Source organism: Streptomyces sp. NPDC101237, from assembly GCF_044767465.1.
In the GTDB taxonomy this organism is placed as follows: Bacteria; Actinomycetota; Actinomycetes; order Streptomycetales; family Streptomycetaceae; genus Streptomyces; species Streptomyces gramineus.
This window is the reverse complement of the sequence record NZ_JBIWNY010000019.1, coordinates 134,207-160,113: the sequence shown is the minus strand read 5'-3', so window position 1 is coordinate 160,113 and position 25,907 is coordinate 134,207. Positions and strand designations below refer to the sequence as shown.

General features: G+C 73.3%; 21 protein-coding genes and 1 tRNA gene. 10 read left to right on the top strand and 12 right to left on the bottom strand.

Annotation, left to right across the window (positions count from 1 at the left end):
- The first annotated feature begins 122 nt into the window (after positions 1–122).
- The 3 genes from ACIRQ9_RS27445 (at position 123) to ACIRQ9_RS27435 (ending at position 5,154) form a co-directional block, all read left to right on the top strand.
- Positions 123–3,224: an NACHT domain-containing protein gene (locus tag ACIRQ9_RS27445; protein ID WP_404178832.1), complete on the top strand. Its 3,102-nt coding sequence runs from the start codon at positions 123–125 to the stop codon at positions 3,222–3,224.
- A 66-nt stretch (positions 3,225–3,290) separates the two neighbouring features.
- Entirely contained in the window at positions 3,291–3,962 is a 672-nt protein-coding gene (locus ACIRQ9_RS27440) for a FadR/GntR family transcriptional regulator (RefSeq protein ID WP_404178829.1), read from the top strand.
- 163 nt (positions 3,963–4,125) lie between these two features.
- On the top strand, positions 4,126–5,154 hold the full coding sequence (locus tag ACIRQ9_RS27435) for a PAC2 family protein (protein WP_404178826.1): 1,029 nt from the start codon (positions 4,126–4,128) through the stop codon (positions 5,152–5,154).
- A 145-nt stretch (positions 5,155–5,299) separates the two neighbouring features.
- Here the strand turns inward: ACIRQ9_RS27435 and mshC are convergent, their stop codons facing one another.
- The 4 genes from mshC to ACIRQ9_RS27415 all read right to left on the bottom strand — a co-directional run bounded on the left by mshC (position 5,300) and on the right by ACIRQ9_RS27415 (position 8,797).
- Entirely contained in the window at positions 5,300–6,529 is a 1,230-nt protein-coding gene (gene mshC / locus ACIRQ9_RS27430) for a cysteine--1-D-myo-inosityl 2-amino-2-deoxy-alpha-D-glucopyranoside ligase (protein WP_404178823.1), read from the bottom strand.
- 103 nt (positions 6,530–6,632) lie between these two features.
- Positions 6,633–7,448: an SCO1664 family protein gene (locus ACIRQ9_RS27425; protein ID WP_404178820.1), complete on the bottom strand. Its 816-nt coding sequence runs from the start codon at positions 7,446–7,448 to the stop codon at positions 6,633–6,635.
- Positions 7,412–8,002: a DUF3090 domain-containing protein gene (locus ACIRQ9_RS27420; protein WP_351320481.1), complete on the bottom strand. Its 591-nt coding sequence runs from the start codon at positions 8,000–8,002 to the stop codon at positions 7,412–7,414. The genes ACIRQ9_RS27425 and ACIRQ9_RS27420 overlap by 37 nt, the downstream gene beginning before the upstream one ends.
- A 108-nt stretch (positions 8,003–8,110) precedes the next feature.
- On the bottom strand, positions 8,111–8,797 hold the full coding sequence (locus ACIRQ9_RS27415) for a histidine phosphatase family protein (protein ID WP_404178817.1): 687 nt from the start codon (positions 8,795–8,797) through the stop codon (positions 8,111–8,113).
- A 62-nt stretch (positions 8,798–8,859) separates the two neighbouring features.
- Here ACIRQ9_RS27415 and corA point away from each other — a divergent pair, with 62 nt between their 5' ends.
- A complete protein-coding gene (corA, locus tag ACIRQ9_RS27410) occupies positions 8,860–9,864 on the top strand; it encodes a magnesium/cobalt transporter CorA (protein ID WP_404178814.1) in 1,005 nt (334 codons plus the stop codon).
- A gap of 28 nt (positions 9,865–9,892) precedes the next feature.
- Here the strand turns inward: corA and ACIRQ9_RS27405 are convergent, their stop codons facing one another.
- Together ACIRQ9_RS27405 and ACIRQ9_RS27400 are read right to left on the bottom strand one after the other, a co-directional pair.
- Positions 9,893–10,681, bottom strand: a complete 789-nt coding sequence (locus tag ACIRQ9_RS27405) for a ferritin-like domain-containing protein (RefSeq protein WP_404178811.1) — start codon at positions 10,679–10,681, stop codon at positions 9,893–9,895.
- 229 nt (positions 10,682–10,910) lie between these two features.
- Positions 10,911–11,966 (bottom strand): LLM class F420-dependent oxidoreductase, encoded by a 1,056-nt coding sequence (locus ACIRQ9_RS27400; RefSeq protein ID WP_404178807.1) that lies wholly within the window; start codon positions 11,964–11,966, stop codon positions 10,911–10,913.
- A 182-nt stretch (positions 11,967–12,148) separates the two neighbouring features.
- Between ACIRQ9_RS27400 and ACIRQ9_RS27395 the strand changes: the two genes are divergently transcribed.
- Complete coding sequence (locus tag ACIRQ9_RS27395) at positions 12,149–13,132, top strand: aldo/keto reductase (RefSeq protein WP_404178804.1); 984 nt, start codon at positions 12,149–12,151, stop codon at positions 13,130–13,132.
- Positions 13,129–15,384, top strand: coding sequence for a helix-hairpin-helix domain-containing protein (locus tag ACIRQ9_RS27390; RefSeq protein WP_404178801.1), 2,256 nt, complete (start codon positions 13,129–13,131; stop codon positions 15,382–15,384). Before ACIRQ9_RS27395 ends, ACIRQ9_RS27390 begins: the two co-directional genes overlap by 4 nt.
- A gap of 122 nt (positions 15,385–15,506) precedes the next feature.
- Here ACIRQ9_RS27390 and ACIRQ9_RS27385 read toward each other — a convergent pair whose 3' ends face one another.
- Positions 15,507–16,226, bottom strand: coding sequence for a hypothetical protein (locus ACIRQ9_RS27385; RefSeq protein ID WP_404178798.1), 720 nt, complete (start codon positions 16,224–16,226; stop codon positions 15,507–15,509).
- Positions 16,227–16,273: 47 nt separating this feature from the next.
- Between ACIRQ9_RS27385 and ACIRQ9_RS27380 the strand changes: the two genes are divergently transcribed.
- The gene (locus ACIRQ9_RS27380; RefSeq protein ID WP_007380901.1) at positions 16,274–16,462 is read left to right on the top strand and encodes a DUF5703 family protein; all 189 of its coding nucleotides are present in this window, start codon (positions 16,274–16,276) and stop codon (positions 16,460–16,462) included.
- A gap of 87 nt (positions 16,463–16,549) precedes the next feature.
- Here the strand turns inward: ACIRQ9_RS27380 and ACIRQ9_RS27375 are convergent, their stop codons facing one another.
- From ACIRQ9_RS27375 to ACIRQ9_RS27365, 3 genes are all read right to left on the bottom strand, one after another.
- Positions 16,550–17,626 carry a chaplin family protein gene (locus ACIRQ9_RS27375; RefSeq protein ID WP_404178795.1) on the bottom strand — a complete coding sequence of 359 codons (1,077 nt, stop codon included), beginning with the start codon at positions 17,624–17,626 and terminating at the stop codon, positions 16,550–16,552.
- A 131-nt stretch (positions 17,627–17,757) separates the two neighbouring features.
- Positions 17,758–17,991 carry a chaplin ChpH gene (gene chpH / locus ACIRQ9_RS27370; RefSeq protein ID WP_351320499.1) on the bottom strand — a complete coding sequence of 78 codons (234 nt, stop codon included), beginning with the start codon at positions 17,989–17,991 and terminating at the stop codon, positions 17,758–17,760.
- Between the two features lie 161 nt (positions 17,992–18,152).
- A complete protein-coding gene (locus tag ACIRQ9_RS27365) occupies positions 18,153–19,478 on the bottom strand; it encodes a M20/M25/M40 family metallo-hydrolase (protein ID WP_404178791.1) in 1,326 nt (441 codons plus the stop codon).
- 211 nt (positions 19,479–19,689) lie between these two features.
- On the opposite strand from ACIRQ9_RS27365, the gene ACIRQ9_RS27360 reads away from it, so the two are divergent.
- Positions 19,690–19,777, top strand: a tRNA-Leu gene (locus tag ACIRQ9_RS27360).
- A 53-nt stretch (positions 19,778–19,830) separates the two neighbouring features.
- On the opposite strand, the gene ACIRQ9_RS27355 is transcribed toward ACIRQ9_RS27360, so the two are convergent.
- Positions 19,831–20,067 carry a DUF397 domain-containing protein gene (locus ACIRQ9_RS27355; RefSeq protein ID WP_404178788.1) on the bottom strand — a complete coding sequence of 79 codons (237 nt, stop codon included), beginning with the start codon at positions 20,065–20,067 and terminating at the stop codon, positions 19,831–19,833.
- Between the two features lie 3 nt (positions 20,068–20,070).
- Entirely contained in the window at positions 20,071–20,937 is an 867-nt protein-coding gene (locus ACIRQ9_RS27350; RefSeq protein WP_404178785.1) for a helix-turn-helix domain-containing protein, read from the bottom strand.
- Between the two features lie 241 nt (positions 20,938–21,178).
- Here ACIRQ9_RS27350 and ACIRQ9_RS27345 point away from each other — a divergent pair, with 241 nt between their 5' ends.
- The gene (locus ACIRQ9_RS27345; protein WP_365573494.1) at positions 21,179–21,622 is read left to right on the top strand and encodes an ATP-binding protein; all 444 of its coding nucleotides are present in this window, start codon (positions 21,179–21,181) and stop codon (positions 21,620–21,622) included.
- Positions 21,623–22,020: 398 nt separating this feature from the next.
- Positions 22,021–25,890 carry a Pls/PosA family non-ribosomal peptide synthetase gene (locus ACIRQ9_RS27340; protein ID WP_404178781.1) on the top strand — a complete coding sequence of 1,290 codons (3,870 nt, stop codon included), beginning with the start codon at positions 22,021–22,023 and terminating at the stop codon, positions 25,888–25,890.
- Positions 25,891–25,907: the final 17 nt, after the last annotated feature.

Sequence of the window (25,907 nt, the reverse complement as noted above, 5' to 3'; positions counted from 1 at the left end):
AACACTTCCGCGCGCTCCCTCACACGTGTCGGGAACCGTGGGTTCTCCGCAGGCCCGGCGGCTACAACGGGTCACTCGGCGCCGCAGCCGGCGGTGCGTGACAGGGAGTGGCGGCGGGGCACATGCGAAGCGGATGGCACACGCCGCGCGGGCGACGGCGCCTGGCGCTGTCCGCGTGCGCGGTGGCACTGGTCGCGCTGACGGCGGTACTGCGGTTCTGGCGGCACGACGCGGCCGCCGCGGGTGTCCTGGTGTCGGCGATCGGCACCCTGGTGTCGGTGGCGGCGCTGGTCGCCGACGTGCTGCGCGGGGACGCGGATCCGGCCCCGGCGTCGACCGGGGAGCAGCGGCGGCGTGCGGCCGACGCGCTGGCCGAGGCGGTGCGGGAGCAGTGGGCGGCGGAGGCCCGGCTGCGCAGGCTCCAGGACCCGGAGCCGATCGAGGTCGACTGGGCCCTGGCGGACCGCCGGCTGGCCGACCATCCGCAGAACATCCGGCGCATGCGCCCGGCCGCCGTCGACCGGGACCGGCCGGCGGGCGGGGACGGGGCCTCCGCGCCGCTCCGGGACGGCGGCTCGCGGGCTCAGGAAGACGGGGTCGCGCAGGGGCACCACCCGGCGGCCGCCGGGGACACCTGGCGGGGGCCCGGGGTGCCGGCTCCCCGGCCGTCGGAGCCGGACGGTCCCGCCCGCGGGTTCGACGCGCTGCCGGCGCAGCGGCTGGTCGTGCTGGGCGGACCCGGGTCGGGCAAGAGCGTGCTGGCCTTGCGGTTCGTGCTGGCCAGACTGTCCGGCAGGCGCGCGGGCGACCCGGTACCGGTGATCTTCCCTCTGTCCGGCTGGGACCCGCGGCGGACCGGGCTGCGCGACTGGCTGACGGACCGGCTGGCCACCGACTACCCGCCGCTGGCCGCCGTCACCGACAACAGCCGCACCCTCGCCCGCGGTCTGCTGGACGCGGGGCTGGTGGTGCCGGTCCTCGACGGTTTCGACGAACTGGCCGTCCCCGCCCGGGCCGACGCCGTCCGCCGCATCAACGCCGAACTCGACGCGGACCTCCCGCTCCTGCTCACCAGCCGCACCGCCGCCTGGGCGGCCGCGGTCACCCAGGGCGACGTGCTGACCGCGGCCGAGGTCGTCGAACTGCTGCCCCTGCGCCTCGGCACCGCGGCCGCCCACCTGGAGCGCACGTCCCGGCCGCGGCGGGGCGCCGACGGGACGTCCGTCACCGTGTGGAGCCCGGTGCTGCGGCATCTGGCACGGCACCCGCGCTCGCCCCTCGCCGAGGCGCTCGGCACGCCTCTCATGGTGTCCCTGGCCCGCACGGTGTACGGCGACACCTCGCGCGACCCCGCGGAACTCCTGGATCCCGGACGGTTCGCGTCGGCGGAAGCGCTGGAGGAGCACCTGCTCGGAGCGTTCGTGCCGGCCGCCTACGCCGACGCGGAACCTCAGGAGGCACAGGACGCGGTACGGCGGCTGGTGCTGCTGGCACGGGAGCTGCGCCGCCGGGACACCGGGCGGCTGGCGTGGTGGGAGCTGGAGGAGCTGCTGCCGCGCGCCCTTCGGCTCTACGCGCCCGGCCTGCTGTCGATGGCCGTGCTGGCCGCGCTGGCCCTTCCGGTGGCGGTGACCCGGGCGGTCCGTGAACTCGCCGGTACGGAGGATGTGCTGTCGCTCGTCGCCACGCTGGTGGGGCAGACGGCGGGGTTCGCCCTCGGGGTGGCCCGGCTGCTGCCGCGCGGCGAGGGCGGCACCGACCGGCGGTTCCTCGTCCACCAGTCGCTGACCGTCACGGGGGTGAGCACAGCGCTGTGGGCGGCCGTCGCGTACACCGACGACCTGCGGTTCGGCTTCCGTTTCGGCTCGGTGACCGACGGATGGCTGCCGGACCTGCTCGGGGGGTGTCTGTTCTCGCTGCTTTTCACGCTGTTCTTCGGGATCGCCGGTCTGGCCCGGCGGCCGCTGCCGCTCGGTCTGCCGTGGACCGGAGCCGCCGAACGGGCCTGGGCACGGGTGTGCGGCGCGCTGCTGGTGCTGGGCGGGTCCGCCGTGGCGGTGACGTCGGTCGTGAACCGCTCGACGGGCCCGTGGCCGGTGCTGGTGGGACTGACGGCCACCGGGGCGGGCACGATTCTGCTGGTCAGCGGCGCCGGCCGGGCCGACCGGGCGGCCGCTCCGCCGCGGACCGGACGGATCGTCCGCCGGTTCGCGACCGGCATGGTCCGGGGCACCGCGGTCGCGATGCTGACCGGGGTCACCGCCTGCACTCTCGCGGGATTCGCCGCCGCCGGCGTGACCGTCCTCACGTCCGGTGCGGCGCCCGATCTCGCCGGGCGGCGCCTGGACGGCTGGCGGTACGAGGAGCACGGGGGCGTCCGCACGGCGACGGCGGGGAAGCCGTCGCGGGGCACGCTGCTGATCCCCGGCGGCGGCGCCCGGCCGGTCGCCTACCCCGCGGGCGCCGTCCCTCCGGACTGCACGATCCCGCTGGTGCGGGGCCGGCACTGCGCCGGTTTCCGCACCCGGGTCACGGTGTTCGAGTCCCGGCACGGCCAGGTGGTCCTGCGGCTGTCCCCGGGCGCCCGGGGACGACCGGAGGCGGTCGCGTACGCGGCCAACCTGCGGTCGGTGCTGCCGCCCCCGGCCCGTGCCTGGCTGACCGAGGCGTCCGCGCCGGTGGTCCTGGCGCGCCTGCTGCCGACGTTCGTGGCCTCCGGGGTGCTGCTCGGAGTGGTGGGCGGGTGCGTGTGCGGGGTGTACGCGGCACTGAGCGTGCCCTCCGACACCATGCGGACGCCAGGCCCCCGCTCGTCCCTGCGGACGGACCGTACGGCCTCGCTGACGCGCGGCGGCGTCGTCGCCCTGCTGGTGGCCCTGGTCTGCGTGCCGGTGACGCTGGTGCCCGGTGACCGGGGCGGGCTGGCGCACGTCAGCACCCAGCTGTGGCTGCCGCTGGGCACGGCGGCGCTGGCACTGAGCGCCTGGGGCCGGCTGGCCGTGGCCCGCTGCTGGCTCGCGCTGACCGGCCGGCTGCCGTGGCGACTGCTGAGGTTCCTCGATGACGCCCACCGGCGGGGCGTGCTGCGGCAGTCCGGCGCGTACTACGAGTTCCGGCACCAGCGGTTGCAGTCGTACCTGGCGGGTCCGGGCGACGCGTCCGCCGCCCCGCCGGGCCCGCGGGAGTCGCGAGAGGCGCGGGCCCGGGACGAACGGCCCCGCTGACCGGGGCCTGCCCAGACCGCATAATGTGGCGGAGTCATCGGATGTCCAGGGCGCGAGGAGGCCGGTATGGCGGTCACCGACGAGGCGATCGAGAAGATCAAGGACATGATCGTCTCCGGTGCGCTGCGCCCCGGTGACCGGTTGCCGAAGGAGAGCGAACTCGCCGCCGAACTGGGCCTGTCCCGCAACTCGCTGCGGGAGGCGGTGCGGGCCCTGTCGCTGATCCGGATCCTGGACGTACGCCAGGGCGACGGCACCTACGTCACCAGTCTGGACCCGCAGTTGCTCCTTGAGGCGATGAGCTTCGTCGTCGACTTCCACCGGGACGACACGGTGCTGGAGTTCCTGGCGGTGCGCCGGATCCTGGAGCCGGCCGCCACCGCGATGGCCGCCTCCCGGATCGGCGAGCAGCAACTGGACGTGCTGGAGGCCCAGTTGGACGCCCTCGGCGGTGCGCCGTCGGTGGAGGAACTGGTCGCCTGCGACCTGGAGTTCCACCGGGGCATCGTGCAGAGCTCGGGGAACTCGGTGCTCTGTTCGCTCCTTGACGGCCTGTCGGGGCCGACCACCCGGGCCCGGATCTGGCGCGGGCTGACCCAGGAGGACGCGGTGGCCCGGACCCTGCGCGAGCACCGGGCGATCCTGGCCGCGCTGCGGGACCGGGACGCGGAGGCGGCCCGTTCCTGGGCGACCGTGCACATCGCGAGCGTGGAGCAGTGGCTGCGCAGCAGCCTGTGAAGCGCTTACCGCGGGTGATCGGTTCCTCGTCGGATCAGGGTGTTCGACGGTGGTGAACGGGGCAGTGATCCGTTCACTCCCCCGTACGAGGGGGCTGCGGGCGCCCCCGTCGGACGCCGTAAGGTTGGGGCGTAGGCGAGGGTACGTCGGAAGGAGGCGCTGGGTGATCGAGCTGGAGGGGGTTCCCGAGCTGATCGACCCAGTCATGGTGGCCGCGTTCGAAGGCTGGAACGATGCCGGCGACGCCGCCTCCACCGCGGTCGCGCATCTGGAACGGGAGTGGAAGGGAGAGGTGTTCGCGGCGCTCGACGCCGAGGACTACTACGACTTCCAGGTCAACCGTCCCACGGTGTGGATGGACGCGGGCGTGCGAAAGATCACCTGGCCGACCACACGGCTGTCGGTGGTCCGCGTCGGCGGCGACAAGCCGCGCGACCTGGTGCTGGTGAGAGGCATCGAGCCGTCCATGCGCTGGCGCTCGTTCTGCAACGAGCTGCTCGGCTTCGCCCATGAACTCGGCGTGGAACTGGTGGTCGTCCTGGGCGCCCTGCTGGGCGACACGCCGCACACGCGTCCGGTGCCGGTCAGCGGGGTCACCTCCGACTCCGACCTGGCCCAGCGGATGGACCTGGAGGAGACCAAGTACGAGGGTCCGACGGGCATCGTCGGGGTCCTCCAGGAGGCCTGCACGCACGCGGGCGTCCCGGCGGTCTCGCTCTGGGCGGCCGTTCCGCACTACGTCTCCCAGCCGCCCAACCCGAAGGCGACACTGGCGCTGCTGAACCGTCTGGAGGACCTGCTCGACCTGCGGATCCCGCTGGGGGAGCTGCCCGAGGACGCGCGCGCCTGGCAGGTCGGCGTGGACCAGCTGGCCGCCGAGGACACCGAGGTCGCGGAGTACGTGCAGACGCTGGAGGAGGCCCGGGACACCGCCGAGCTGCCGGAGGCGTCGGGCGAGGCGATCGCCCGTGAGTTCGAACGCTATCTGCGGCGCCGGGACGTGAACCCGCCGACCGGCGGCCATGCCACGGCGGACGGCACCGACACCGCGCCCTACCTGCGGGACAGTCCGGGCGGCAAGGCCCGGCCGCCCAGGCCGCCGAAGCCCGACACGCCCGGAAGCACCGGGAGCACCGGAAGTTCCGGGGACGCGGAGCCGGGACCGGACGGCGAGGACACCTCCGAGGACTGACACAGGGGCGGTGCGCGTGACGCGTACCGCCCCTGTCCTTCGGGTGCCGCCCGCGCACCGGCGGCGGCCCCGCACGGGGTTCTTTTCCGGCCGTCGGCCGGGGTGCTCCCGGGCCCCTCGCGGGGCGCCGGGAGCCGGCGTCCTCCTAGAGGGCCACGCCCAGCAGCGCGTCCACCGCCCGGGAGACGACTCCCGGCGCGCCCGTGTCCGTGCCGCCGCGCTCCTGCTGGAGCGCCGCCCAGCGGTCGACCGCCGCCAGTGCCGCCGGGGCGTCCAGGTCGTTGCTCAGCGCCTCGCGGACCTCCTCCACCAGCGTCTCGGCCGGCGGGCCGTCCGGGCGGGAGACCGCGGCTCGCCAGCGGTCCAGGCGGGCCACCGCGTCGGCCAGGACCTGGTCGGTCCACTCCCAGTCGGCGCGGTAGTGGTGAGAGAGCAGGGCCAGGCGGATGGCGGCCGGGTCGACGCCGTCGCGGCGCAGCCGGGAGACGAAGACCAGGTTGCCGCGGGACTTGGACATCTTCTCGCCGTCGAGGCCGACCATGCCGGCGTGGACGTACGCCTTGGCCATCGGGAACTCGCCGGTGAGCACCTGGGCGTGCGAGGCGCCCATCTCGTGGTGCGGGAAGGCGAGGTCGGAGCCGCCGCCCTGGACGTCGAAGGTCATGCCGAGGTGGTCGAGGGCGATGGCGACGCACTCGATGTGCCAGCCCGGCCGGCCGCGTCCGAGAGAGCCGCCGTCCCAGCTGGGTTCGCCCTCGCGGGCGGCCATCCACAGCATCGGGTCGAGCGGGTTCTTCTTGCCGGGACGGTCCGGGTCGCCGCCGCGTTCGGCGGACAGCAGCCGCATGGCGGCGGCGTCGAGGTTGGAGACCTGTCCGAAGCGCGGGTCGGACCCGACGGAGAAGTAGATGTCGCCTTCGAGTTCGTAGGCGGCCCCGAGGTCCCGCAGCCGCTCGACGAGCGGCACGATGCCGGGTATGGCCTCGACGGCGCCTATGTAGTGCCGCGGCGGCAGCATCCGCAGCGCGGTCATGTCCTCGCGGAAGAGGCTCGTCTCCTGCTCGGCGAGGGCGACCCAGTCGACGCCGTCGCGCTCGGCGCGCTCCAGGAGCGGGTCGTCGACGTCCGTGACGTTCTGGACGTAGTGCACCTGGCGCTTGGTGTCGAGCCACACGCGCTGGACGAGGTCGAACGCGTTGTAGGTGGCCGCGTGCCCCATGTGGGTGGCGTCGTAGGGCGTGATGCCGCAGACGTAGATTCGGGCGACGGGACCGGGGTCGAGGGTGACGAGGCCGCCGGTCGCGGTGTCGTGGATCCTCAGGTCGCGGCCCTGACCAGGCAGGGCGGGGACCTCGGAAGCGGGCCAGGCATGCATGTACATGAGCGTAACCGGACCCGAGTTCGGTATACGAACCGGACCAGGCCAGATGGCCGGGAAGGCCCTCTTGATCTCGGGCTCGCGGTGTGCTGCGGGCCGGTCACACGGGCGGCCAGGGGATGGCCGGCCACTCTCCGCTCGGTTCCGGGTGGACGCCGGTGGCGAGCAGCGCGTCGACCCGCGCGCGCGTGGCGTCGAGTTCGACGGCGGTGATCAGCCCGGCCAGCCTGGTGCCCAGCGCGCCGCCGAGGGCCTCACGCAGCCCTGTGAGGGTCTGGACGGCCTCGTCGGTGAGCGGCTCCCCCGCCCAGCCCCACAGCAGCGTGCGCAGCTTGTTGTCGGCGTTGAAGGTGACCCCGTGGTCGATGCCGTACAGGCGCCCGTCGGCGGTGGGCAGCAGATGGCCGCCCTTGCGGTCGGCGTTGTTGATCACGGCGTCCAGGACGGCGAGCCGGCGCAGCCGGTCGTCGTCGGCGTGCACCAGCAGCGCCGTCTTCCCCTCGCCGACCTCGGCGAACCCGATCGCCTTCCAGCCCGGCTCCGGCTCCTCGGCGTCGACCAGGGCGAGCAGGTCGGCGCTCTTGGGGTCGACGTCGATCCAGAGCTGGCACATGCCCTCGCCGTACGGACCGTCGCGCAGCACCGTGAGCGGGACCAGGTCCCAGCCGGTGGCCGCGGCGACCTCGTAGGCGGCGACCTCGCGCTGGGCGAGGGTGCCGTCGGGGAAGTCCCACAGCGGGCGCTCCCCGGCGACCGGCTTGTAGACGCAGGACGCTTCCTCGCCGTCGTACGCGACCGTGCAGAACAGGGCCGCGTTGGAGGCGTCTCGGATGCGTCCGCGTACCGTCAGCTCACCGTGGGCGAGCAGGTCGGCGGCGGTCACGCTCCGCGACGGTATCCGTTCTGGCGCGGACATACGTGTCCTTCCGGGTCGAGCGGGAGGCTGCACAGCGGGCACGGCGGCCGCCCGGCGTTGACGACGTCCAGGGCGCGCTTGGCGAAGGCCCTGGCCTGCGCGCCGGTCAACCGGACCCGCAGCATCGGGGGCCCGTTCTCCTCGTCCTGCAGGAGCCGCTCCTCGGCCTCGGCGAGGTCCTCCTCGGAGTCGGCGTCCAGTTCCACCAGGGCCTGCGCCTCGACGATCATGCGCTCCTCCTCGCCGTCCCAGGCGAGCGCCATGGTGCCGACGCGGAACTCCTCCTCGACGGGTGAGTCCAGCGGGGCGCTGTCGGCGATCTCGGTGGGGGCGACGGCGGGGACGGCCGCGTTGCCGCCGCTGCGCCGGACGACCTCGTCGAGGAGTTCGTCCATGCGTTCGGCGAGTGCGGCGACCTGGGTCTTCTCCAGGGCCACGCTGGTCGTCCGGGGGCCGGCCGTGGCCTGGAGGAAGAACGTACGGCGTCCGGGCAGTCCGACGGTGCCCGCCACGAAGCGGTCCGGCGGATCGTAGAGGAACACCTGACGGGACACGTCCTGTCTCCATGGGAATCGAGAGTGCGTGGGCTCGGAAGGTCGGGCGGCCGTACGGGCTGCCGGCCGGTTACCGGGTGGACCGCTCAACCCTACTGCGGCTGACGATCACGGCGCGCCGGCACCGCCACCCACCGGTGCGTCTTCCCCCGCGGGCTCCTCGCGGGGGGCGAGGGAGGCGAAATCCCCGGTGTCCCCGAGACGAACGAGAAACGGCCGCAGACGGGTGTAACGGATCGCGGTGATGGAACACGGTTCGACGGAGATCCGCTGGAAGAGGTCGAGATGCAGTCCGAGCGCGTCCGCGACGAGCGACTTGATGATGTCGCCGTGCGAGCACATCAGGTAGACGGCGTCGGCGCCGTGGTCGCGCTCCACGCGCGCGTTCCACTCGCGTACCGCCTCGGCGGCGCGGCTCTGCATGGCGCGCATGGACTCGCCGCCCGGGAACGCGGCCGCCGACGGGTGCGCCTGCACCACCTCCATGAGCGGCTCGTCCTTGAGTTCGGCGAGCTTGCGGCCGGACCAGTCGCCGTAGTGGGCCTCGCCGATCCGCTCGTCGGAGTGGGCGGTGAGACCGGGGCGGGCGTCCAGCAGCGGCCGGATCGTCTCCTGGCAGCGCTGCAGGGGGCTGGCGACGACCTCGGAGATCGGCAGTCCGGCCAGCCGGCCGGGCAGCGCGGCGGCCTGGGCGGCGCCGCGCTCGTCGAGGGCGACGCCGGGCGTCCAGCCGGCGAGCAGCCCGGAGGTGTTGGCGGTGGACCGTCCGTGCCTTACGAGGATCAGCGTGGGCATGCGGCCCAGGGTAGGCGCTCGCCGAGGTGCGACGGCGGCCGGGCGACGGGAGAATGCGCTCCGTGATCGTGGACTGTGCCATCTACCGGGACGGGGAGCGGACGGAGACCCCGCAGGACTTCTCCGACGCCCTCGCGGAGGCACGCGCGCGGGGCGACAGTTTCCTCTGGATCGGCCTGTACGAGCCGACGGAGCACGAGTTCGACCTGGTCACCGACGAGTTCGGGCTGCATCCGCTGGCGGTCGAGGACGCCCTGAGCGCCCACCAGCGGCCCAAACTGGAGGTCTACGACGACTCGCTGTTCGTCGTCCTGAAGCCGGTCACGTACGAGCCGAAGAGCGACACGGTGACCTCCGGCGAGCTGATGATCTTCATCGGGGACTCCTTCGTGGTGACCGTGCGCCACGGGACGCCCTCGCCGCTCGGGGACATCCGGCGCCACCTCGAGGAGCAGCACGAGCTGCTCAGGCACGGTCCGACCGGGGTGCTGTACTCGATCTCCGACGCGGTCGTCGACAACTACCTTGAGGTCTCGACCGAGCTGCAGAACGACCTGGAGGAACTGGAGGCCGAGGTGTTCTCGCCGAGCGGCGGCGGCTCCCGGCACACCGCCTCGCGGATCTACACCTTCAAGCGGCAGATCCTGGAGTTCCGCCGGGCCACCGGACCGCTGTCGATGCCCATGACGAAGCTGGCGCGGGTGGGCCAGTACGGCGGCGCCGCGCCGGTGCCCTTCGTGCGCGAGGACGCCCGCCCGTTCTTCCGGGACGTCAACGACCACCTCCTGCGCGTGAACGAGGCCGTGGAGGGCCTGGACCGGCTGGTGTCCGACGTCCTCAGCGCCCATCTCGCGCAGATGAGCGTGCGCCAGAACGACGACATGCGGAAGATCTCCGCGTGGGCGGCGATGGCGGCGGTCCCCACCCTGATCGCGGGGATCTACGGGATGAACTTCGATCACATGCCCGAGCTGCACTGGATCTGGGCGTATCCGGCGGTGATCCTGCTGATGGCCGCGCTGGAGCTGGTGCTGTACCGGACGTTCAAGCGCCGCGGCTGGATGTGAGCCGCGGGGGGCGCGGGGCCGCCGCGGCTCAGGCGAACTCGGGGGCGACGGTGGCCGGGCCTCCGAGGGCGTTCCTGCGCTCGGGCATCCGCAGCGAGACCATCCGGCGCCAGCCGGCGGCGCGCTCGTAGGCGTAGACGGCGTGGATGCCGAGGGCGAGGAGCGCGGACCTGCCCCTCGGCCAGCCGAGGATGCGGCCCATGTGCGCCATGACGGCGAGGCTGACGTCCCGGTAGACGCGGATCTCGGCGAGCGCGCACGCGCGCAGGGTGCGCTGGATCGTAGGGCCGTGTCCCGCGGCGGCGAACCGCAGCAGTTCCTCGTGGCAGTAGGCGAGGTGGTTGTCCTCGTCGTCGGCGATCATCCGTACGGCGCGGCCGAGGTCGGGGTGGTCGGCGACACACCTGCGCAGCAGTTCCATCTGCTCCGAGGCGCGCTGCTCGGTGACCCGGCTGTGGGCGAGGTAGGTGACGACGTCCCCGACGGTGAGCGGCCGGTCGTCCCTGAGCTTGTCGTGGGCGAGCCCGATGCCGTGCCGTTCCAGCAGCATCGTGTAGTCGGTGTCGGGCGGTACCGGGACGGCGGTGAGCCCGCGCTTGTTCATGAGGGCGCGGAAGATGCGCCCGTGCTTGTCCTCGTCGGCACCGTGGCGGGTGATCTTCGGGGCGAGGCCGCGTTCGCTCTTCGGCACCAGCGCGGCGATCCGCGCGTTCTCCCAGCCGCCCTGTGCCTCGCCGCTGGCCGCGATGGAGCAGAAGAGCCGGAAGGACTCGTCGTTGTCCAGGATCTCCAGGAACAGACTCTTGGCCGAAAGCATCGTGGGCACCCCTTCGGAGGACTCACCGGACCCGCAGAGAACGAGTCAAATGCCGCATCCGGACGGCTGCAACAGCTGTGCGGACGGACTCGGCCGAAAGGAGGACCGGCGCGGTCGCGCCGAGGGCGTAACCGCCCGGGCGCGGGCGCGTTGTTCTCTGTGACGGCCGTGGCGGGGAAGACCCCCCGAGCCCCCACCACGGCCGTGGACCTCTCCCCCGCCAGGGGCCTCAGGCGAGACCGGCGCGCTCCAGGGCCTCGGCGCCGGCCCGCAGCGAGGCGAGCCGCTCGTCCAGGGCGAACCCGGCGGGCGCCAGGGACAGCGTGGTGACGCCGGCCGCCGCGTAGGCCTTCATGCGGTCGGCGATCCGGTCCACGGAACCCAGCAGCGTGGTCTGGTCGATCAGGTCGTGCGGAACGGCCGCCGCGGCCCCGTTCTTGTCCCCGGACAGGTACTTGTCCTGGATCTCGGCGGCCTCCCGCTCGTACCCCATGCGCTGGGCGAGCTGGTTGTAGAAGTTCTGCTTGCGGCTGCCCATGCCGCCGACGTACAGCGCGGTGTAGGGCCGGAAGGTGTCGGCGAGGGCCGGCACGTCCTTGTCGTCGCCCAGGGCGAGCGGCAGCGTCGGGCAGATGTCGAAGCCGTCGAGTCCCAGACCGGCCTTCTCCCGCCCCGCGCGCAGGTACTTGACGGCCGTCTCCTCCAGGTGCTCGGCGGAGGGGAAGATCAGCAGCGCGCCGTCGGCGATCTCGCCGGTCTGCTCCAGGTTCTTCGGTCCGATGGCGGCGATGTAGACCGGGATGTGCTCGCGCTCGGGGTGCACGGTCAGCTTGATCGGCTTGCCGGGACCGCCCGGCAGCGGCAGCGTCCAGTGCTCGCCCTCGTACGACAGCCGCTCACGGCTCATCGCCCGGCGCACGATCTCCACGTACTCGCGGGTCCGGGAGAGCGGCTTGTCGAACTTGACGCCGTACCAGCCCTCGGAGACCTGGGGGCCGGAGACGCCGAGACCGAGGCGGAAGCGGCCCTTGGAGAGCGAGTCGAGCGTGGCGGCGGTCATCGCGGTCATCGCGGGCTGGCGGGCCGGGATCTGGAAGATGGCCGAGCCGACGTCGATGCGCTCGGTCTGGGCGGCGACCCAGCTGAGCACGGTCGCGGCGTCGGAGCCGTAGGCCTCGGCGGCCCAGCAGACGGCGTACCCCAGCCGCTCGGCCTCCTGCGCCACGGCCAGGTTGTCCCCGTCCATCCCGGCGCCCCAGTAGCCGAGGTTGATCCCGAGCTTCATGGCCGATCCCCTTACCGATCAGTAACGTCCCTGTCCGGGAGACCATAGCGTGGGACTTTCGGCCGGGGACACCGGTCGTGGTCCGACCGTGGACCGAGGCGGCCGGCCGCGCCGCGCTCCAGCGGGAACCCGTTGTCCACAGGCAACCCAACGCACCAGCTCTGGCCAGTAATCTCGCGGACATGGAGCAGAGGCATCTCGGCCGTACCGGCCTGCGCGTGTCCCGGATCGGGCTCGGCACCCTCACCTGGGGCCGCGACGTCGACGAGCACGACGCCGCGGACATGCTGAAGGCGTTCTGGGAAGCCGGCGGCACCCTCGTCGACACCGCGGACGTGTACGGCGACGGGGAGGCCGAGTACCTGCTCGGACAGCTGATGGAGGGACTGGTGCCCCGCCGGGACCTGGTCATCTCGACGAAGGCGGGCAGCGTCCCCGACCCCGGCCGCCGTTTCAACGGATCCCGCGGCCATCTGCTCGCCGCGCTGGACGCCTCCCTGGCCCGCCTCGGCACCGACCACGTCGACGTCTGGCACGTGCACGCCTACGACCCCGACACCCCGCTGGAGGAGACCCTCCAGGCCCTCGACCTGGCCGTGAGCAGCGGCCGCGCGCGGTACGCCGGGGTGTCCAACTTCTGCGGCTGGCAGATCGCGAAGGCGGCGACCTGGCAGCTCGCGGCGCCCGGCAGTCGCACCCGGCTGGCCAGCACCCAGCTGGAGTACTCGCTGCTCCAGAGAGGCGTGGAGCGCGAAGTGCTGCCGGCCGCCCTCGACCTGGGCATCGGCCTGCTCCCGTCCTCCCCGCTGGGCCGGGGCGTCCTGACCGCGAAGTACCGCAACTCCACTCCCCCGGACTCCCGGGGCGCCTCGGAGCATCTGGCGCCGTTCGTGGCGCCGTACCTCGACGAGACCGCCACCCGGATCGTGGACGCGGTGCGGACGGCGGCGGACGGACTCGCCGTGACGCCGCTCCAGGTGGCGCTCGCCTGGGTACGGGACCGGCCGGGCGTCGCCGCGCCGATCGTCGGCGCGCGCAACGCCCAGCAGCTCACGGCGGCATTGTCAGTGGAGGCCCTTAGTCTTCCTGACGAGATCTGCCGGGCGCTCGACGACGTGTCGGCGCCCGTGCACCGCTATCCCGATCACGACTGGAGCACGCTGTGAGCACGGAGCCGGGGCTGGGCGCCACGCCGGGGGCCGACGAGGCCGTCGAGGGCGACGAGAGCACGACGGCCGCGGGGCCGGCGGGGGCCGACGGCCCCACCGCCGGCAGGACCGGGGCGGGCGACGCGCAGGCCACCGGTCCCCGTGAGAGAGCCACGAGCGGCGCGGACGACGGCGACGGCGAGGAGACCGGCAGCCCGCCCGCGTCGGACGGCGCGCCGGGCGGTGACGGGACGGCGGAGGCGGCGAAGCAGTCGGAGGCCGAGGCCGAACTGGCCGCCCAGCGGATCGAGCGGGACCGGATCGAGCGCCGCAAGGCGGAGAAGAAGGGTCCCATCGCGAGCGGGGCCGGGCTCAGCGGCCAGGCGGCCGACCTGCTCGCGGCGATCCGGGCCGTGGAGAGCGGCGACCGGCCGACGGCCACCGTGTTCGCGGCCCCCGAGCCCGCCCCGAGCCCGGCGTCCGCGCCGGATCCGGTGGTGCAACGGCCACGGCCGGCACCCGTCGAGGCGGCGCCCGCCGTGGAGGCGGTCGCGGCGGTACGGGCGGTGCTGGCCGCGGGCGGCGCGCCCGAGTCGCTGGCCCCGCAGGCCGCCGCCGTCCTCGGGGAGGGCGCGGACGACCTGCTGCGCGAGGATCCCTGGCAGCTGCTCCGGGTCCCCGGCGTGCGGCCGGACCATGCGGACGGGTTCGCGCGGGCCCTGCTGGGCGCGGAGTGCGGCCCTGGCGACGAGCGGCGCGGCCGGGCGGTGACCAGCTGGCTGCTGGAGCAGGCGGCCCTGGCCGGGCACACCGCGCTGGAGATGCCGGCGCTCGTCGCCGCGCTGGCCCAGCGGGCGGTGCCCGACCCGGAGGCGGCCGTCCAGGACGCCCTGGCCGAAGGGGACGCGCTGGTCTTCCAGGACCTCCTGGACCCGCACGCGCCCGAGCCCGAGGACGACGAGGAGGAGCGGCCCGTCCGGGTCCTGGTCGGTCTCGAGCGGTACGCGCTGGCCGAGGAGAGCCTCGCCGACGGCCTGGCCCGGCTGGTCAACTCGTTGTCGAAGGACGCCTCGCAGCCCTGGGAGGCGGCCGTGGCGGCGGCCTCCGGCGGTGCGGCCGAGCTGGCGGCCGCGGTCGCCGGACACGGCCTGGTGCTGCACACCGGCGGTGAGGCGGCCCGCGCCGAACCGGCGGCGCTGCTGGCCGCCGCCCGGAGTGCCGGTCTGCGGGCCTTCGCCGCCGTCCACGCCCCGGAGGGACACCACCGGCCGGAGGCCGGGGAGACCGCCGGTGACGCGGACCGCGGTGCCGGCGTCGGCACGGTCGCCGGTCTGCTCTCCGGTGCCGAGGGACCCGGCCGGGACGCCGAGGGCGCGCTGGACCTCGACCTGCTGATCGTGCTGGACGCGCCCCAGCTGGACGTGGAGAGCGCCGCGATGATCGTGGAGGCGCTGCCGGACGGGGCCCGGCTGGTGCTCAGCGGGGATCCGGCGGTGCTGTGGTCGGCGGGGCCCGGGCGGGTCTTCGCCGACCTGCTGGCGGCCCGGGTGTGCCCGCAGATCGCCTCGCGCACGCCCGACCCCGGCCCGCTCGGCGAACTGGTCTCGGGGATCGGGGCGGGTGAGCTGGGCCAGGTGGAGGCGCCCGGCAAGGAGATCGTGATCGTGCCGGTGCGGGACGCGGGCGAGGCGGTGCACCGGACGGTGCAGCTGGTCGCCGACTCGGTGCCGCGCGCCATCGGCGTCCCCGCCGAGCAGACGGTGGTGATCACGCCGGGCCACGGCGGCGCGGCGGGCACCCGCGCCCTCAACGCCGCCCTGAAGGAACGGCTCAATCCGGGCCCCGGCCGCTTCGGCGGCTTCGACCCCGGTGACCGGGTCGCCTACTCCCCCGCGCCGGGCCGGACGGTCCCCGGCCAGGTGGTGGACGCGGACGCCGACGGACTGCGCCTGTCCTGCGCGGACGGGCCCGTGGTCGTCCCGAGGGAGCGGGTGGAGCAGGCCGTACGGCACGGCTGGGCGCTGACCGCCCACCAGGCGGTCGGGGCCCGCTGGCCGGCCGCGGTCGTGGTGCTCCCCGGCGACGCGGCCCAGGCGCTCAGCCGTCCCTGGGTGTACACGGCGTTCAGCCGGGCGGGGCGGCATCTTTCGGTGGTCCACGGCGTGGAGCAGGCCCTGCCGAGGGCGGTGGCCGAGACCCTGCCGAAGCCTCGGACGACCCGTCTGCCGCTCCTGCTCGGCACCCAGCTGGCGGCGGCGTCGGAGGCCTGACCCGGCCCGGACACCACGGGGGCACCGCCGCACGCGCGGTGCCCGCTCCTCCCGCCGGCCGGCGGGGTCTCACCGCCCTGCGGCTCGTGAGGCCCCGCCGGCCGCGCGGAGAGGCCGCGCGGTCAGCGCTCGGCGTCCAGCGGCTCCAGGTCCTCGTCCTCGTCGAGGTCGAGTTCGTCCAGCTCGTCGGAGTCCTCGCCGCGCGCGGGGTCCTCGCCGTCGTCGCCGTCCTCGTCGTCGAACACCGCGCTGACGTCGAACCGGCACACCACCCGCTGCGGATCGACGCCCTCGAACGGGGCCTCCAGCCACTCGCCGGGCTCGGCCGGCTCGTCCGCCGCGGTCACCCACAGGGTGGAGTCGGCCTCCTCCAGGCCGAACTCCTTGTGCCGCGAGGCGATCTCGTCCGGCTCGAACTCGCCGAACAGGACCCCCAGGGCCCCGTGGACCGTGCCCGCCACGTCCGGGTCCGCGCCCGGGCCGTCGCCGTACTCCGCCGCCTCGACCCGCTCGGCCTGTGCCAGCAGCCGCTGTGGTTCCGCCACGGCGTAGTCGCGGCGGATCAGCACGCTGATCGCGTTCGGTTCCTCGGGCCCCGCGTACGGGGGCAGCGAGTCCTCGGTACCGGGGATCTCGAAGGGTGTGACCTCGTCGTAACGGTCGTAGAGAAGCTCGTCGTAGACCTCGGCGGCCGCGGCAAGCTGGTTGAACGCCTCGTAGACAGCCGGGTCGTCCTCCCCCGACCTGCGTTCGACCGCGGCCAGATGGCGGTCGAGCGCGGTCTTGACCGCCTCGGCGGCGGCGCGTACCTCGGCAGCGGTGGGCTGCGCAGCATCAGACATAGTGCAGACGCTATCCGTACCGGGCACCAGCCCGCACAATAGATGCGATGCCGGAATACGAATTTGTCGACGTGTACGTACCTCGCGGGGTCTCCCGCAAGGACGCGACACGCCTGCTGACGGACCATGCCGAGTACGGACACTGGGAGTTGGACCGACTGAGTCTCATGCGCGACGGCAGCCGCAGGGTGCGGTTGCGCCGGCGGATCATCCGCCAGGTGCGTGCCACATGGTGAGACTCTCCGCATGACGGAAGGGGCCCCGCATCGACGGGGCCCGCTCCGTTGTACGCGCCGGTGACCGGTGCGTCACCGTCCGTACGTCTAGGCCGAGGCCCGCGCCTTGCGGTACAGCACGGCTCCCGCGAGCAGCGCGCCGGCGCCCGCCGGGAGCGCGAGGCCCAGCGGCACGTCACCGCCGGTGTGGGCGAGCTGTGCGGCGCCGGGGCCGGGCTGGGTCACCGAGCTGCCGCCCACCGGGCTGACCCCGGAGGACCCGTGCCCACCGGCCGGAACGGTCCCGCCTCCGGGGTGACCGGGCGTGCCGGGGTGACCGGGAGTGCCGGGGTTGCCGGGCGTGCCAGGGTTACCAGGCGTGCCAGGGGTACCGGGGTTACCAGGCGTGCCAGGGGTACCAGGGTGACCCGGAGTGCCCGGGTTACCAGGGTGACCCGGAGTGCCCGGGTGGCCGGGGTTGCCACCGTGACCGCCGTGGCCGCCATGCCCGCCATGGCCACCGTGCCCTCCGTGACCACCGTGGCCGCCCGAACCACCCTGGCCACCATGCCCTCCGTGACCACCGTGCCCTCCGTGACCGCCATGGCCACCGTGCCCGCCACCACCGCCGTGGCCGCCATGCCCACCGTGGCCCCCGTGACCCCCGTGGCCACCGCCGCCCCCGTGGCCACCGCCGCCGTGGCCGCCTCCGTGGTCGCCGTAGCCTCCGTCGTTGGCGCAGTCGTTGCCGAGGGCGGCGTTGCCGATGCCGATCACGTTGACGCTGTTGCCGCACACGTTGACCGGGACGTCGATCGGCACCTGCACCGTGTTGCCGGACCCGACGCCGGGCGAGCCGCCGGTGTGACCGCCGGCGTGCGCGCCGCCGTGGCCGCCGTGGCCGCCCGAGTCACCGTAGCCGCCCGTCGCCCCGCCCCCGCCGCCCTGGTTGGCGCACTTGTTGCCCATCGCCGGGTTGAGGGCGCCGACGACGTTCACGGTGTTGCCGCACACGTTGACCGGAATGTGCACGGGCGCCTGGACCGTGTTCCCGGACAGCACGCCGGGTGAGTCGGTGGCGGAGCCGACGGCCCCCGAGTCGGCGTGCGCGTAGCCGCTCGCCGCGGCGATCACGCCGGTCGCCGCGGCCACTGTCATAAGGCCCTTGCGAGTACTCTGTCGCATTTCTGAATTCCCCCCTGCCTTGGTTTCCGACCGTTGTATTCCGCGCGGAAAGTCCGCGGGAAAAGCGGTGGGCCCCGGAGCGCGTGGCGCGCTCCGGGGCCGACCGAAAGACGCCCCTCAGGGAGCGGACGTCACTTGTTGAGGCAGGTGTTGCCGAAGGCGGGGTTCAGCAGCCCGATCACCGAGATCGTGTTGCCGCAGACGTTCACCGGGACGTGCACCGGAACCTGGATCACGTTGCCGGAGATGACACCCGGGGAACCCACGGCAGCGCCCTGAGCACCCGAGTCGGCGACGGCCAGGCCCGCACCCGCGAGAACCAGACCACCAGTGGCAGCCGCAGCGGCGACGACCTTCTTGAGCATTATTCCTCCTTGTTGGCAATGCGATCCCAAGTAGCGGATCGCATCACTTGTAACGAGGAGGGAGTAATGGGGATACGAGCTTATCGTCGCATTCACTCTTCTCAGTCGATCTCGTACAGCCGCCCGATTAGCCAGAGCCACTGCTTCACCGCGCGTACGCTTCAGGAGGCGTCGATGAACCGGTCGAGCACCCGTACGCCGAACTGCAGGCCGTCCACCGGGACCCGCTCGTCCACGCCGTGGAACATGCCGGCGAAGTCCAGCTCCGGCGGCAGCCTGAGCGGCGCGAAACCGAAGCCGCGGATGCCGAGGTCGTCGAAGGACTTCGCGTCGGTCCCACCGGAGAGCATGTAGGGGATCGCCTTGGCGGTCGGGTCCTCGGCGAGCAGCGAGGACTGCATCGCCTCCACCAGCGCCCCGTCGAAGGAGGTCTCCACCGCCTTGTCGGAGTGCACGTCCTCGCGGACCACGTGCGGGCCCAGGATCCGGTCGAGGTCGGCCAGGAACTCGTCCTCGTGGCCGGGCAGGAAACGGCCGTCCACGTGGGCGGTGGCCTCACCCGGGATGACGTTGACCTTGTAACCGGCGTTGAGCTGGGTGGGGTTGGCGGTGTTGCTCAGGGTCGCGCCGATGAGTTTGGCGATGCCGCCGAGCCGGGCCAGCGTCGACTCCATGTCCTCCGGGTCCAGTTCGGTGCCGAGCGCGTCGCCCAGCTCGTCGAGGAAGGCCCGGGTGGTCTTGGTGACCCGGACCGGGAACCGGTGCCGGCCGAGCCGGGCCACGGCCTCGGACAGCTCGGTGATCGCGTTGTCCCGGTGGATCATGGAGCCGTGCCCGGCGGTGCCGGACACCTTCAGCTTCATCCAGTGCATGCCCTTCTCGGCCGTCTGGATCAGGTAGAGCCGGCGCTGCTCGCTCACCGTGAAGGAGAAGCCGCCCACCTCGCTGATCGCCTCGGTGACGCCCTCGAAGAGGTCCGGGTGGTGGTCGACGAGGTGCCGGGCACCCCAGGTGCCGCCCGCCTCCTCGTCGGCGAGGAAGGCGAGCACGATGTCACGGGGCGGCTTGCGGCCGCTGCGCAGGCGGTCGCGCACGACCGCCAGGGTCATCGCGTCCATGTCCTTCATGTCGACCGCGCCGCGGCCCCACACGCATCCGTCCGCGACCTCGCCGGAGAACGGGTGGTGGGTCCAGTCGTCGGCGTTGGCCGGTACGACGTCGAGGTGGCCGTGGATCAGCAGCGCGGGCCGGGTCGGGTCCGCGCCCTCGATGCGGGCCACCGTCGAGGCGCGGCCCGGGTGCGACTCGAAGATCTCCGGTTGGAGCCCGACCTCGGCGAGCTTCTCGGCCACCCACTCGGCGGCCTTGCGCTCCCCGGGTCCCGAGTGGTCGCCGTAGTTGCTGGTGTCGAAGCGGATCAGCTCGCGGCAGAGGTCCACGACCTCGTCCTCGCCGGTGACGCTCCTGGCCGTGTCCGTCTCGCTCACGCTGCTTCCTTCCGCTGTCACTGCCGGCCCGTCCCTGTCATCCTCGCCCCCATCCTCTCTCTCCTCCCGTCCAGGGCCCAAGACCGGTCCCGGTCCGTCACACGCCGTTCACGCCGGTCCGCGCCCGGTACGGGGTGTGATCGGCCACCGCCGAAAGCCTGGTAATGTTTCCTTCGTCGCCGCGAGGGAGACCCCGCGCGACAGACACCTTGTCCGGGTGGCGGAATGGCAGACGCGCTAGCTTGAGGTGCTAGTGCCCTTTATCGGGCGTGGGGGTTCAAGTCCCCCCTCGGACACCACGAAGAAACCCCTGCTGAGCAGGGGTTTCTTGGTTTTCCTGGAGAGGTGCGGGTCAGCCGAGGCGGTCTATTCGGCCGTTGCCGGGATCGATGCGGGGCACAGCCGAGGTGAACGCGGAGAGTGCCGCCCGGCCCAGCAGCAGCGCGGGCCCGTGGGGCCGCTTGCTGTCGCGGACGGCCACCGTCGCCCCGTCGACGATCCCGCATTCCACGCAGTCGGACTGTGATGCGGACGCCGAGGACTTCCACCAGGTCACCGGCAGAGTCGACGCGTCGTCAACGTGCTTCATTAGCTATTCGTTCTTCCTTATCTGGGTGATCAGTTCCACCGACGCCTCGACGGACTCGGCGGCAGACGTGAGGCGTTGCCACGCGGCCCGGTGCGTGGAGACCCGATCACGTTCCTCGATGTACAGGGCGGAGGTCAGCCCTTCCTGGTGGACGACGTCCAGGTCCGCGTGCGGACCGAAGCCCAGGATGCTGAAGGTGCCGGTCAGTCCGGCGTGCAGGGGGGCGTCCGAGCGCAACACCTGGATGTTGATGTTCGGGCGCCGCCCCATCGTAAGCAGGCGCCCCAACTGCTCGTACATCAGGGCGGGATCCTCGGTGGTGCAGCGCAGCGCCTGTTCGGAGATGATCGCCCAGAGCGCCAGCGGGTCGCTGTCGCGGGTGAGGACGGCCTGGCGTGCCAGGCGGACCTCGACCAGCGCGTCGACCCGTGCCTCGACCGCCTCGGACATGGCGGTCGCCCGGATGATCTCGCGGGCGTACTCGGCGGTCTGGAGCAGGCCGGGAACCATCCCCAGCTGCCAGGTGGACACCGTCTCCGCCTCGGCCTCCAGGCTGATGAGGTCCTCGTACACCGGTGTGAGGACACCCCGGTACGAGTGCCACCAGTCGCGGCGGCCGCCCTCCTTGGTGAGTGTGATCAGGGCCGCGCCCAGCTCGTCGCTCACGTCGCGGCCGAGCGCGGAGTACAGGTCGAGCAGCGCCTGGATGTCCGTCGCCTTGGGGGCGGTCTTGCCGGTCTCCATCCGGGACAGCTTCGAGGAGACGAACGCGCCCCCGGAGCGCTCCGCGACCTCGTCGAGGGTGAGTTCGCCGCGCAGTTCGCGCAGCTTGGCACCGAGTCGTCGCCGGCGCACCGTGGGCGTGCTCACGGGTTCCCCCTTCTCTCCGGTGAACTGCCCGACAGTCTGCCGTGCCGCCCAGACCCTCGCCACCGGCTGGCGAGTTGTGCCGCAAGTCTCTCGCGAAGGTGCGCAATTTTTCACATCCCGTGGGACGTATTGCTATCGACTGTGCCGTGACGGCACCATGAATCCGGGAAATACGAAAGTGACCGCACTCGCATGGCGAACCACCGTGCCTGCGTTGGGACATGCCCGTGAGGGGATCTACATGATCGAACGCCAGCGGAGCACCGCGACCGAAACCCGTGCACTGCAAGTCGTCCCGTCGCCCGTCCTGTTATTGGCGAGCGAGCCCCAGTCGGCCAGGGCGGCACGGAAGTTCGTGAGCGACTTCATCAACCACCACACCCCGGACGCCTCCCGTGACCACATCGAGGCCGTCGCACTGGTCACGTGCGAGCTGGTCACCAACTCCCTGCGGTACGAGACCGATCCGGACGACCCGGTCCGTCTCCTGATCGACACGGACGGCGCCCGGACCAGGGTCGAGGTGCACGATCCGCTCAACCACCGCCTCAGGCTGCGGCCCATCTCGGTCGAACGCGACCGCGGGCGCGGCCTGCTGATCCTGGACGCGCTCTGCTCGGGCCGCTGGGGCGTGGGCAACCTGCCCTGGGGCAAGTCCATCTGGGCCGAGGTCACGGCCGCCTGAGCCGCACCTCCCCGGCCACGACGGCCGGTTCCGTGGCGTACTCCCCTCCCTGCCACGGCACCGGCCGTCGTCGCGCGCGGTCGGGAGCGTGAAGGGCGCGCCACCGGGCCCGTGAAGTCGGCGCGTCAGGCCCCGCGTCGGCCGTTCTCACGCTGCGTTGACCGGCCTCACGCTGTGTGTCCCATCTCTCGTCGCGTTCGGAGAAGGCCTGGTCAGAGCTGCCGTAGAATCCACGGGTCCGCCCCGAACGGCCGCCTCCCGGTGGCCGCCGCCCGATCGCGGTCCTAGCGTCGTACTAATATTTCCGGCTTGTCACCTAGCCGGAGCCGGACAATCCCAGGCAGACCTGGGGACCCGCCGGCGCCCCGGAGGTTCCGGGAACGAGACGCGAGGACCGGATGGCAGCGACTGACGAGAGCAGCGCTCTCGGCCTGCTCGACGAAGAGATCCGCGAGGAGTTCGGGGACACCGCACGATTCTCGGCGGGAGCGGCGGCCTCGCCGCGCACGCTCGTGGACGTGTTCGAGGCGACGGTGCGGACCCATCCCGACGAGCCCGCGCTGGACGACGGCACCGCCCAGCTCACCTACCGCGCCCTCGCGGTCGAGGTCGAGCGGCTGCGCCGACGCCTCGCCGAGGCCGGAGTGGGGCTCGGCGACCGGGTGGGCGTGCGGGTGCCGTCGGGGACCAACGACCTGTACGTCGCCGTGCTCGGCGTCCTCGCCGCCGGGGCCGCCTACGTCCCGGTGGACGCCGAGGACCCGGACGAGCGGGCCGCGCTGGTGTTCGGGGAGGCGCGGGTCGCGGCCGTCCTCGGCGCGGGGCTGTCGATCGACGTCCGCGACCCCGAGGCGCGCACCGCCGCCCGGCGGCCCGGCGTCGAGCACGACGCCTGGATCATCTTCACCTCCGGCTCCACCGGCAGGCCCAAGGGCGTCGCCGTCACCCACCGCAGCGCCGCCGCCTTCGTGGACGCCGAGTCCGCCCTGTTCCTGACCGAGGACCCGATCGGCCCAGGTGACCGGGTCATGGCGGGCCTCTCGGTGGCCTTCGACGCCTCCTGCGAGGAGATGTGGCTGGCCTGGCGCTACGGCGCCTGCCTGGTGCCCGTGCCCCGCTCCCAGGTCCGCAGCGGCGCCGACCTCGGCCCATGGCTGGTGGAGCAGGAGATCACCGTCGTCTCCACCGTGCCGACCCTGGCCGCGCTCTGGGAACCGGAGACGCTCAACGACGTCCGCCTGCTGATCTTCGGCGGGGAGGCCTGCCCTCCCGAGCTGGCCCAGCGCCTGGTCACCGAGGGCCGCGAGGTCTGGAACACCTACGGACCGACCGAGGCCACCGTCGTGGCCTGCGCGGCCCTGATGACCGGCGAGGAGCCGATCCGCGTCGGGCTGCCGCTGAACGGCTGGGAACTCGCCGTCGTGGACGACGCGGGCCGGCCCGTGTCCCTGGGCGAGAGCGGCCAGCTGGTGATCGGCGGCGTCGGCCTGGCCCGCTACCTCGACGCCGAGAAGGACGCGGAGAAGTACGCGCCCCTGGAGTCGCTGGGCTGGGAGCGGGCGTACCGCAGCGGTGACCTGGTGCGCGCCGACCGCGAGGGCCTGGTGTTCCTCGGCCGCGCGGACGAACAGATCAAGCTCGGCGGCCGTCGTATCGAGCTGGGCGAGGTCGACGCGGCCCTCCAGGCGCTGCCGGGCGTCGCGGGCGCCGCGGCGGCCGTACGGACCGCGCGCAGCGGCAACCAGCTGCTGGTCGGCTATGTCGTCACCCAGGAGGGCTGGGACCAGGCGGCCGCCGTCGAGAAGCTCCGCGCCGAGCTGCCCGCCGCCCTCGTGCCGCTGCTCGCGCCCGTCGCGGAGCTGCCCACCCGCACCTCGGGCAAGGTGGACCGCAACGCCCTGCCCTGGCCCCTGGAGGGCCTGGAGACGGGCGGCAGAACCGAGCAGCTGTACGGCACCGAGGCCTGGCTCGCCGAGCAGTGGACCGAGGTCCTCGGCATCCCGGTGAGCGGCGCCTGCGACGACTTCTTCGCGATCGGCGGCGGCAGCCTGTCCGCCGCCCAGCTCACCACCCGGCTGCGCACCCGCTACCCGAGCGCGGCCGTGCTCGACATCTACCAGCGGCCGGTGCTGCGCAAGCTCGCCCGGCACCTGGAGGAGTCCGCGCAGGAGGACACCGCGCGGCGGCCGATCGCGCCCGTGCCGCGCGCCGCCCAGCTGGTGCAGCTCATGGTGCTGCTCCCGCTGTTCACCCTGCTCGGGCTGCGCTGGACGGTCGTCCTGGCCGCGCTCGGCAACGTACTGGGCGGTTACGGCTGGCTGCCCACCGCGCCCTGGTGGCTGGTCGCCGTCGGCGCCCTGGTCCTGTACACCCCGCCCGGCCGGATCGCGATCGCCGCCGGTGGCGCGCGGCTGCTGCTGCGGGGTGTGAAGGCCGGCCGCCACCCGCGCGGCGGCTCCGTGCACCTGCGGCTGTGGACGGCCGAGCGGCTGGCCGAGTTCACCGGTGCGACCGCGCTGACCGGGTCCTGGCTGGAGCGGTACGCGCGGGCGCTGGGCGCCAGGATCGGTGCCGAGGTGGACCTGCACTCGCTGCCGCCGGTCACCGGCCTGCTGAAGGTCGGGCGCGGCGCGGCCGTGGAGTCCGAGGTGGACCTGTCGGGTCACTGGCTGGACGGTGACCGGCTGGTGATCGGCCCGGTCCGGATCGGCGCCCACGCGGTCGTCGGCACACGCAGCATCCTCTTTCCGGGCGCCCGGGTCGGCAAGCGCGCCGAGGTGGCGCCGGGCTCGGCGGTCACCGGCCAGATCCCGACCGGCCAGCGCTGGGCCGGCGCCCCGGCGGTCAAGCTGGGCAAGGCCAAGCGGAACTGGCCCGGGCAGCGGCCGCAGCGCGGCACCTACTGGCGGGTGATGTACGGCCTGACGGGCGTCGGACTCAGCGCGCTGCCGGTGCTCTCGGGCGCCGTCGCGCTGCTGGTCGCCGGGCGTCTGGTGGCGCCGGGCGACGGCCTGGCCGAGGCGCTGCGGGGCTCGGCGGCCGCCCTGGTCCCGGCCACGCTGGCCTTCGGGCTGGCGTACGCGCTGCTGGTCCTGGTCTCCGTACGGCTGCTCAGCCTGGGGCTGAGGGTCGGCGCGCATCCGACGCACAGCCGGATCGGCTGGCAGGCCTGGACGGTCTCGCAGCTGATGGACCGCTCCCGGGAGACGCTGTTCCCGCTCTACGCCGGCCTGGTCACGCCCGTGTGGCTGCGGCTGCTCGGGATGCGGATCGGCAAGGGCGCCGAGGTCTCGACCGTGCTCGCGCTGCCGAGCCTGACGACGGTCGGCGAGGGCGCGTTCCTGGCCGACGACACGCTGACCGCGCCGTACGAGCTGGGTGGCGGCTACGTGCGGATCGGGCGCGCGGAGATCGGGCGGCGGGCGTTCCTCGGGAACTCCGGGATGACCGCGCCGGGCCGCAGCGTGCCGGACGGCGGTCTGGTGGGCGTGCTGTCGGCGACGCCGAAGAAGGCGAAGAAGGGCACGTCCTACCTGGGGCTGCCGCCGGTGAAGCTGCCGCGCAGCACGTCGGACGGCGACCAGAGCCGGACCTACGAGCCGCCGGCGCGGCTGCTGTGGGCGCGCGGTCTGGTGGAGGCGTGCCGGATCGTCCCGGTGCTGTGCTCGGTGGCGCTGGCCGTGCTGACGGTCGCCGCGCTGTGTGCGCTGGGCGGCTGGGCGCCGCTGCTGTCGGGGCTGGTGCTGCTCGCCGCCGGTGCGGCGGCGGGCCTGGTGTCGGTGCTGGCCAAGTGGCTGCTGGTCGGGCGGCACCGCAGCGGGGAGCACCCGCTGTGGAGTTCGTTCGTGTGGCGCAACGAGCTGGCGGACACCTTCGTCGAGGTGCTGGCGGTGCCGTGGCTGGCCGGCCCGGTCACGGGTACTCCGCTGATGACGGCCTGGCTGCGCGGCCTCGGCGCGCGGATCGGCGGGGGCGTCTGGGTGGAGAGTTACTGGCTTCCGGAGACGGACCTGGTGACCCTGGAGGACGCGGCCACCGTGAACCGCGGGTGTGTCCTGCAGACTCACCTCTTCCACGACCGGATCTTGCGGACGGATACTGTGGTTCTCCGTGAGGGCGCCACACTGGGTCCTGGCGGGATCGTGCTGCCCGGCAGCACGATCGGGGCCCGTACCACCCTGGGTCCCGCGTCTCTCGTCATGGCGGCGGAGTCGGTTCCCGACGACACCCGCTGGCTCGGCAACCCGATCGAGGCATGGCGTCCCTGAGCGCGGGCCGTGCGGTG

Excerpts from the sequence above, each read along its gene's own strand:
- ACIRQ9_RS27445 (WP_404178832.1), top strand. The coding sequence starts at position 123 with ATGCGAAGCGGATGGCACACGCCGCGCGGGCGACGGCGCCTGGCGCTG.
- ACIRQ9_RS27440 (WP_404178829.1), top strand. The coding sequence starts at position 3,291 with ATGGCGGTCACCGACGAGGCGATCGAGAAGATCAAGGACATGATCGTC.
- mshC (WP_404178823.1), bottom strand. The coding sequence starts at position 6,529 with ATGCATGCCTGGCCCGCTTCCGAGGTCCCCGCCCTGCCTGGTCAGGGC.
- ACIRQ9_RS27425 (WP_404178820.1), bottom strand. The coding sequence starts at position 7,448 with ATGTCCGCGCCAGAACGGATACCGTCGCGGAGCGTGACCGCCGCCGAC.
- ACIRQ9_RS27415 (WP_404178817.1), bottom strand. The coding sequence starts at position 8,797 with ATGCCCACGCTGATCCTCGTAAGGCACGGACGGTCCACCGCCAACACC.
- ACIRQ9_RS27405 (WP_404178811.1), bottom strand. The coding sequence starts at position 10,681 with ATGCTTTCGGCCAAGAGTCTGTTCCTGGAGATCCTGGACAACGACGAG.
- ACIRQ9_RS27400 (WP_404178807.1), bottom strand. The coding sequence starts at position 11,966 with ATGAAGCTCGGGATCAACCTCGGCTACTGGGGCGCCGGGATGGACGGG.
- ACIRQ9_RS27395 (WP_404178804.1), top strand. The coding sequence starts at position 12,149 with ATGGAGCAGAGGCATCTCGGCCGTACCGGCCTGCGCGTGTCCCGGATC.
- ACIRQ9_RS27385 (WP_404178798.1), bottom strand. The coding sequence starts at position 16,226 with ATGTCTGATGCTGCGCAGCCCACCGCTGCCGAGGTACGCGCCGCCGCC.
- ACIRQ9_RS27380 (WP_007380901.1), top strand. The coding sequence starts at position 16,274 with ATGCCGGAATACGAATTTGTCGACGTGTACGTACCTCGCGGGGTCTCC.
- ACIRQ9_RS27375 (WP_404178795.1), bottom strand. The coding sequence starts at position 17,626 with ATGCGACAGAGTACTCGCAAGGGCCTTATGACAGTGGCCGCGGCGACC.
- chpH (WP_351320499.1), bottom strand. The coding sequence starts at position 17,991 with ATGCTCAAGAAGGTCGTCGCCGCTGCGGCTGCCACTGGTGGTCTGGTT.
- ACIRQ9_RS27355 (WP_404178788.1), bottom strand. The coding sequence starts at position 20,067 with ATGAAGCACGTTGACGACGCGTCGACTCTGCCGGTGACCTGGTGGAAG.
- ACIRQ9_RS27345 (WP_365573494.1), top strand. The coding sequence starts at position 21,179 with ATGATCGAACGCCAGCGGAGCACCGCGACCGAAACCCGTGCACTGCAA.
- ACIRQ9_RS27340 (WP_404178781.1), top strand. The coding sequence starts at position 22,021 with ATGGCAGCGACTGACGAGAGCAGCGCTCTCGGCCTGCTCGACGAAGAG.